Genomic DNA, 6,805 nt, shown 5'->3' with positions numbered 1-6,805 from the left:
TCCAACGGACCAGGAGAATTTGGGTCAAAACTATTATACACTAAAACCCATCCATCACTTGCCTTGTAATCATTCGCTACATCAATACCATATATAGAAGTTATACTTCCCTGCCCAATCCATGGTGGATTTATTAAGGTTTGACCTACAACAGCGGGAGTAGGCATCCAATCAACTGTTTCCCAATTAAAGTTAAAAGGTTGTATCCCGTCCTCTCCTTGTGCTGCTATTGAAGAATTAAAGTGTTTTTTGCAACTTGTACACATGACAACACTCAACATTATAATAAAAACAAACCATTTTGAATAAATGGATTGTAAACAATGTATCTTTTTCATAAACAAATAGTTTTATGTAATAATTTATAAAAAATAAAAATTACCCTCCCCTGCCTAACACTCATGGGGTCAGATGTTCAGCAGTTTTTTTACCTGCTTGTCTGCAGTATTGGGGTATTTCCTATTTATTATACGGCCTTTATAATAAACAGAATCCCCTTCTGTTACTTTACCGGTTAAGGGTTACATGATTATCCCCAATCACACAGTAAATATACTAACCGATTACCCTATAAAACCTACGTAGTTTTACGCTATTTTTTGCGGATTTCTACGCTATCAATTATCTTTTTTTAAAATATTTACACAAAAAATTACTCAGTATAAATAAATAATTTAATATTGCATTATATTCTATTGTATGAATAGTGAAGGCATGGAACATATAGCCATTGTTGACGACCGCTTACGCGATGTAGAATTGATTGCACAGGCCGTGCATCGTATATCGGGCCGTTTTACCATACAAAAGTATACCCAACCTATGGCTTTTTTTGAATCGTTGGTAGAAACCCAACAAACGCCTGATATTATTTTAACCGATTGCCAAATGCCGGAAATGGATGGGATGGCATTGAGCCATTTGGTTAAATTGTTTGTTCCTTCTATTAAAATAATCATGATTTCCGGTTTAATAACCGAAACCGATATAGCAGAATTAATGGATATGGGTGTGGATGCCGTTGTTGCAAAAGGCTCCCTGAAAATTGCTCAAAACACTTCATTAAAAATGGCCTTAGAGGCTGTTAGGGCAAATAAAGTATTTATAGATCCATTGTGGGATGAAGCATTGGTTCAAAAAATATTCATTCGTTTAAACAAGAATAAGGACAACCAAAATATCCCTATCTTTTCTAAAAGTGAGCAAAAAATCATTCAATTATTGGCTACCCACCACCAATATAAATCTATTGCCGAATTTTTACATTTATCGCCCCGCACTATTGAAACCCATGTTAAAAAAATAGCCGAAAAAACCCATTCCGAAAATAAAACAGGAATTATTACTTATGGTATTAAACACTTTCTAATTAGAATATTTCGTGGCTAAAACTATCTTCTTTATATTGAAACAATTTTTATTGCGTAAGATGGTGTTGCCTTATATTTATTCTACTACTTTTTATTGATTATCCTATAACACTTGTACCGTTGATGATTAATGCTGCCACGGGTTCATCTATATAAACTGCTTGTTCTTTGGTAATTTTGTACCTTTTTACTAAGCGCCTATACTTGTAAATTGTTTAACAAGGAATATGTTAATTGGTCATCATGCGTATCCATCATTTTGTGCTGCACCCTTTGTTCCAATAACAAAGGAAAATAATTGTGTATTGAGGGTTATGGAATTCGCACAACACCCCTTTTTAACTAGTTGCTCCTCATTTACGTACAGTTGAAGTGCATTGAAAACAGTTTAACCTGTTCGGTTTTACATTGGGCTGCCTGTTCTTTGAATGATGCCGGAGCTCCTACTTTACTTACCTCCTATTTTTTTACCCGGGCAATGAACAGAGCGGATGCTTTGCCGCATCAACAAGTTTATATAGGGCAATCGTGTCTTCAATAAAGGCAAATGCGGCTAGTTCCAATTTTTTACCTTTATTTTACAGCATTTTAGTACCCTAAATGCAATTGTATATATGATTATTAATTTGAGTGATGCCCATAGTTTGGTGAGTAATTGGACGGCAGAAATCAGGAACATACATATTCAAACCGATAGGATGCGCTTTAGGCGTAACTTAGAAAGAATTGGTGAAATTGCGGCTTATGAAATTAGTAAACTTCTGCCTTGGCATGAAGTAGAAATACCTACTCCCTTAGGTATCCATAATAGTAAAGTTTTATTGGAACAACCTGTTTTAGCTACCATTTTAAGAGCAGGTTTGCCTATGCACCAAGGTATGCTAAACTATTTTGACAAGGCCGATAATGCCTTTGTTTCTGCTTATAGAAAGCACCATCATGACGGTAGTTTTGAAATATGTTTAGAATACATGAGCTGCCCTTCTTTAGATGATAAAACAGTGATTATCAGCGACCCCATGCTGGCAACCGGCGCTTCACTGGTAAAAACCATTCAATACATTCAACAAGAATATACACCGGCAGCCATTCATGTGGTGGCTGCAATTGCCTGCTCGGTAGGTATTGAATTTGTACATAGGGCCTGTGGCGAAAACATTCATATTTGGTGCGGTGATATTGATGATGAACTTACCGCTAAAGGATATATTGTTCCCGGACTGGGTGATGCCGGCGATTTGGCTTATGGCGCAAAAGACCAATCGTAATTTTTTTTGTTAAATCATTCAACAAATGAAACTGATATACAGCATTTCCTGTAATTTGTAAATCTGTTTTTTGTAAACTTAAATAGGAAAAGGCGGATAACCACTTAGCACCATTTGCTGCCACAGTTGTTATATTACTTTGCAAACGCACCAATGAAAAAAATTGTACTATTTACCTTTCTGCTCATGGCTTGCCAACAACTATTGGCACAAGATCCGCATTTCTCACAGTTTTTTTCTTCCCCACTTACCCTTAGTCCTGCTTTCACCGGTAAGTTTGATGGCGACTTACGGGTAGCCGGTAATTACCGTAACCAATGGCCTACCATTAATAATGCTTTTACTACCGGCACTGCTTCTATTGATTTTCATATTATGCAAAATAAAATTGCCTCTAATGATGTGTGGGGACTTGGTTTTATGGCGTATAATGATAATAGTGCCAATGGAGCTGTTAAGTTTAATTATGCTACAGTTTCTACCGCCTATCATAAGGGCTTGGATGAGGATGGTAATAATACCATTGGTTTGGGTGTACAATTAACTTATGCCAATATGATGATTAATACGGCAGGCCTCACTTTTGAAGACCAATTGACCAGCAATGGTTTTACGGGTGTTACCAGTGAAGTTTTTAATGGGGCTACACTTAAATCAAATTACATGGATGTAAATGCAGGTATTCTATATAATGGCAGTACTTCTGATCGGAATAATTTTTATTTTGGCGTTAGTTTGTACCATATTACCCGCCCGCAACAATCATTCACCGGTGCTACTTATTCCTTAAATCCGCGTGCCACTATTCATGCCGGTACTTATTTTCCTATTAGCGATAATACTACTTTGCACTTAAGTGCTTTACAAAGCTTTCAGGGAGGCGCTTCTGAAACAGTATTGGGTGGCGCTTTTCAATTTACCCCTACATTAAATTTAGCGCAAGATGTAAGTGTATATGCAGGTACCTGGCTGCGTTTAAGAGATGCCTTTATACCTTATGTGGGTATAGAATATGGCAGTTTTAGGCTGGGTGCCTCGTATGATGTAAATACCTCTTCTTTAAAAACGGCTTCTCAAGGAGTGGGTGGTATTGAAGTGTCACTCATTTATATTCAAAAGCGCAGTGATGCTAAACCCATTAGTTGCCCCAAATTTTAATTTTTTACCCCTTATTGCTTTAACTTAGTTTTTTCCCGCTTACATATTTATTCCCTTTCATCAAAAAACGATAAGGCAATAAGGCATCATCACCAGCATAGTCAACACCTATCCGTTGTGTAACTAAATAATCACTTTCTGCTACTTTATATCCATCATCACCAATATACAGCTCATGTTCATGTAGTAATTGTGCATTATGTAAGCGGTTTATACCCAATGCCTTGGTTACATTACCCGGCCCACGCCCAACTGTATAATCGGCCTTTACTTTGCCCATACGTTGTAACATAATAGGCAAACCCGCTACCGGTTCAATGGCTCTAATTAAAACGGCATGCGGGGTATTAACCGGTCCGGTAACCACATTAAACAAGTAATGTATACCATAACACAAGTACACATAGGCACAGCCACCGGCCGCATACATGGTTTGGGTTCGTGGGGTATAACGGCCACCGTATGCATGAGAGGCTTTATCGGTAATACCGGCATAGGCCTCTGTTTCTACAATTCTACCAATGGTACATTGTTGCTGAAATTGCGTAATTAAAAGCTTACCCAATAATTGTTGGGCAATAGCTACCACATCTGTAGTTTGGAAAACAGAAAGGGGTAATGGTTGTATATACCCGTTATTCATACCACAAAAATCGATAAAATTAGTATCGATTCTATTCCCAACAATTTCTTAAAAAGGGCCATTTCAATTTCAATACTACCAAAAACAACAAGAAACGATTATTTTCGTAGCAAAAACCCCCTTTGCTGAAAGAAATTATTATAGCAATTCAGGCCTATTTTAAAGCCCATCAATTCATAAAACAACACAAGTTGTGGAAATGGATAATTATACCGGGTATTTTATATGCCTTGCTATTTGTATTCAGCATGGGCTTTTTTCTACATACCACCAGTGGCGTTATTGAATGGCTTAGTTTAAAAACGGGCTTAAAAACCTGGTTAGATAAAATACAAAGTACTTGGTTGGGATTTTTGTTTACACTTTCTAGTTTGGGTTTATTGCTTATTCAGTTGTTGTTTTATTTTTCTTTCTTTAAATATTTTTACCTAATTGTGGGCTCCCCGGTATTTGCTTATTTAAGTGAAAAAACCGAGGCCATCATCAATCACCAAGATTATCCGTTTAGTTTACGCCAATTGGGTACCGATATGTGGCGCGGCATTCGGCTGGCTATTCGCAATGCATTATGGCAAACGGTATATTTAATTGCTTTAATGCTGTTAAGTATTATTCCGCTATTTGGCTTAATTACCCCTATTATTGCCTTATTTGTAGAGGGGTATTATTATGGATTTTCTATGTTAGACTATAGTATGGAACGTCACCAAAAAACAATGAGTGAAAGTGCTTTTTATGTAGGTACCCACCGGGGTTTGGCCATTGGCAATGGTTTAGTGTTTTATGCCATGCACCTTGTACCCTTTATTGGTTGGGTATTGGCGCCCGCCTATGCTATTGTAGCAGCAACCCTTGCCGTATATCCGCTGCATGAGGCAGCTGCCCCTAAGATTTATGTACCCGGAAAACCCAACGCTTCTCATCCCACTTAATATCATTAAATGGTGAAACAAATACCTACAGGAACCGTATACTTAATTCCCGCACCTTTATATGATGGTGCTTTGCATGTATTACCGGCACAAATATTACCCGTTATTCAACAGTGTAACGCTTTTTTTGTAGAGCATGAAAAAACCACTCGGCGCTATTTTAAACAGCTATGGAAAGAGATGGACATTGATGCCTATACTTGGTTTACCATTCATAAGGCGGAAGAGGAGGTACTAGCTGCTTTTACAACACTATTATTGGCCGGTAAAACAATTGGCATTGTTAGTGAAGCAGGTTGCCCCGGCATTGCCGATCCGGGTCAAATACTGGTGGCAGCAGCCCAGCAATTGCAGGCAACCATACATCCATTGGTTGGTCCTAATGCCATTATTATGGCACTCATGGCTAGTGGCATGAACGGACAGCGCTTTGCGTTTGAAGGTTATTTACCTATTGATTCAGTTGAAAGAAAAAACAAAATAAAAGCCTTGGAAAACGCATCGCGCCAACACAACAGTACCCAAATTTTTATTGAAACACCTTATCGCAATCAAGCTTTATTGCAAGATTTACTACAGGTTTGTAAAGAAAATACCCTGCTTTGCGTAGGCGCAGATATTACATCAGCAACAGAAGTAATTGTAACCAAAACCATAGCACAATGGAAAACAACCCAATTACCATTGCATAAAAGGCCCGCTATTTTTTTATTGTATGCTGGTTAGTATACTACTGTGGTATAATTACCGATTTACGCTGCCGGGTATGTGCACTAAAATAACCCAATACCCCGCCACTAATATTACTGGTAGGATTAGCCGGCGTGGCTGCATTATTTTGTAAATCTTGTAATCCACGTACATATTGGTAAATGGGTTTATCTATACAACGCATTTCTACCATAATGGTATCGCCCGGATTAATGGTACTGTCGGGCTCAATTAAAGGACGTGTTGATATACCACCATTGGTTAAATTATCATCCCACACAAATATGCGCTGATTTTCTATCCCATTAATGTATTGTATAAACCAATAGTAATTGGCCACATTGGCAGGGTCGGTATATTTTGGCTGAACAATAGGTATGATTTTTCCAGCAAAAACAATATTAGATACCAGTAAACTATCTAAGTTAACCTGAAGCGGCATGGTAGATGTGGCTGTATATGTAGTTCCATTTTCTATAACCTGCAGCCGATAAGTAGTACCGGGTATACCCAATAAATTGTTATTAACATAAGTACCCGGACTTGTTTGCAGTAATGGGTATACGTTACCCCCACCATCTGTAATGGTAACCAATGCATCGGTAACCGGGGGAAATACATTATCGGCACTAAAAGCAACCGATTTGGAAATGAGCACCCGTGCAGGTGAAGTATTGGTAATCATTCCTTCAATCACTAATACAGGGGGGGCGTTTTTTAAAT

8 protein-coding genes are annotated in these 6,805 nt (G+C 38.0%); 5 read left to right on the top strand and 3 right to left on the bottom strand.

The genetic code is table 11. From position 1 onward, the window contains the following. A partial coding sequence (locus EO766_RS17575) for a hypothetical protein (protein WP_287101691.1) occupies nt 1–338 on the bottom strand: 338 nt, incomplete at its 3' end. Between the two features lie 361 nt (nt 339–699). On the opposite strand from EO766_RS17575, the gene EO766_RS17570 reads away from it, so the two are divergent. The 3 genes from EO766_RS17570 to EO766_RS17560 all read left to right on the top strand — a co-directional run bounded on the left by EO766_RS17570 (nt 700) and on the right by EO766_RS17560 (nt 3,796). After that, complete coding sequence (locus tag EO766_RS17570; RefSeq protein WP_074420255.1) at nt 700–1,389, top strand: response regulator transcription factor; 690 nt, start codon at nt 700–702, stop codon at nt 1,387–1,389. Between the two features lie 595 nt (nt 1,390–1,984). After that, entirely contained in the window at nt 1,985–2,638 is a 654-nt protein-coding gene (gene upp, locus EO766_RS17565) for a uracil phosphoribosyltransferase (protein ID WP_074420254.1), read from the top strand. A gap of 153 nt (nt 2,639–2,791) precedes the next feature. Then, entirely contained in the window at nt 2,792–3,796 is a 1,005-nt protein-coding gene (locus EO766_RS17560) for a PorP/SprF family type IX secretion system membrane protein (protein ID WP_074420253.1), read from the top strand. Between the two features lie 19 nt (nt 3,797–3,815). Here the strand turns inward: EO766_RS17560 and EO766_RS17555 are convergent, their stop codons facing one another. Beyond that, the gene (locus EO766_RS17555; protein ID WP_074420252.1) at nt 3,816–4,439 is read right to left on the bottom strand and encodes a DNA-3-methyladenine glycosylase; all 624 of its coding nucleotides are present in this window, start codon (nt 4,437–4,439) and stop codon (nt 3,816–3,818) included. 122 nt (nt 4,440–4,561) lie between these two features. On the opposite strand from EO766_RS17555, the gene EO766_RS17550 reads away from it, so the two are divergent. Together EO766_RS17550 and EO766_RS17545 are read left to right on the top strand one after the other, a co-directional pair. Continuing rightward, nucleotides 4,562–5,371: an EI24 domain-containing protein gene (locus EO766_RS17550; RefSeq protein ID WP_074420251.1), complete on the top strand. Its 810-nt coding sequence runs from the start codon at nt 4,562–4,564 to the stop codon at nt 5,369–5,371. A gap of 9 nt (nt 5,372–5,380) precedes the next feature. Then, the gene (locus EO766_RS17545; RefSeq protein ID WP_074420250.1) at nt 5,381–6,097 is read left to right on the top strand and encodes an SAM-dependent methyltransferase; all 717 of its coding nucleotides are present in this window, start codon (nt 5,381–5,383) and stop codon (nt 6,095–6,097) included. Nucleotides 6,098–6,101: 4 nt separating this feature from the next. On the opposite strand, the gene EO766_RS17540 is transcribed toward EO766_RS17545, so the two are convergent. Beyond that, nucleotides 6,102–6,805: DUF4249 domain-containing protein (locus EO766_RS17540; RefSeq protein WP_287101690.1), on the bottom strand; the 704-nt coding region annotated here is incomplete at its 5' end.

This window comes from Hydrotalea sp. AMD (genome assembly GCF_004100315.1).
Lineage (GTDB): Bacteria > Bacteroidota > Bacteroidia > Chitinophagales > Chitinophagaceae > Hydrotalea > Hydrotalea flava.
Note: the sequence above shows the minus strand (reverse complement) of the source record. Positions and strands in the feature narration are given on the sequence as shown.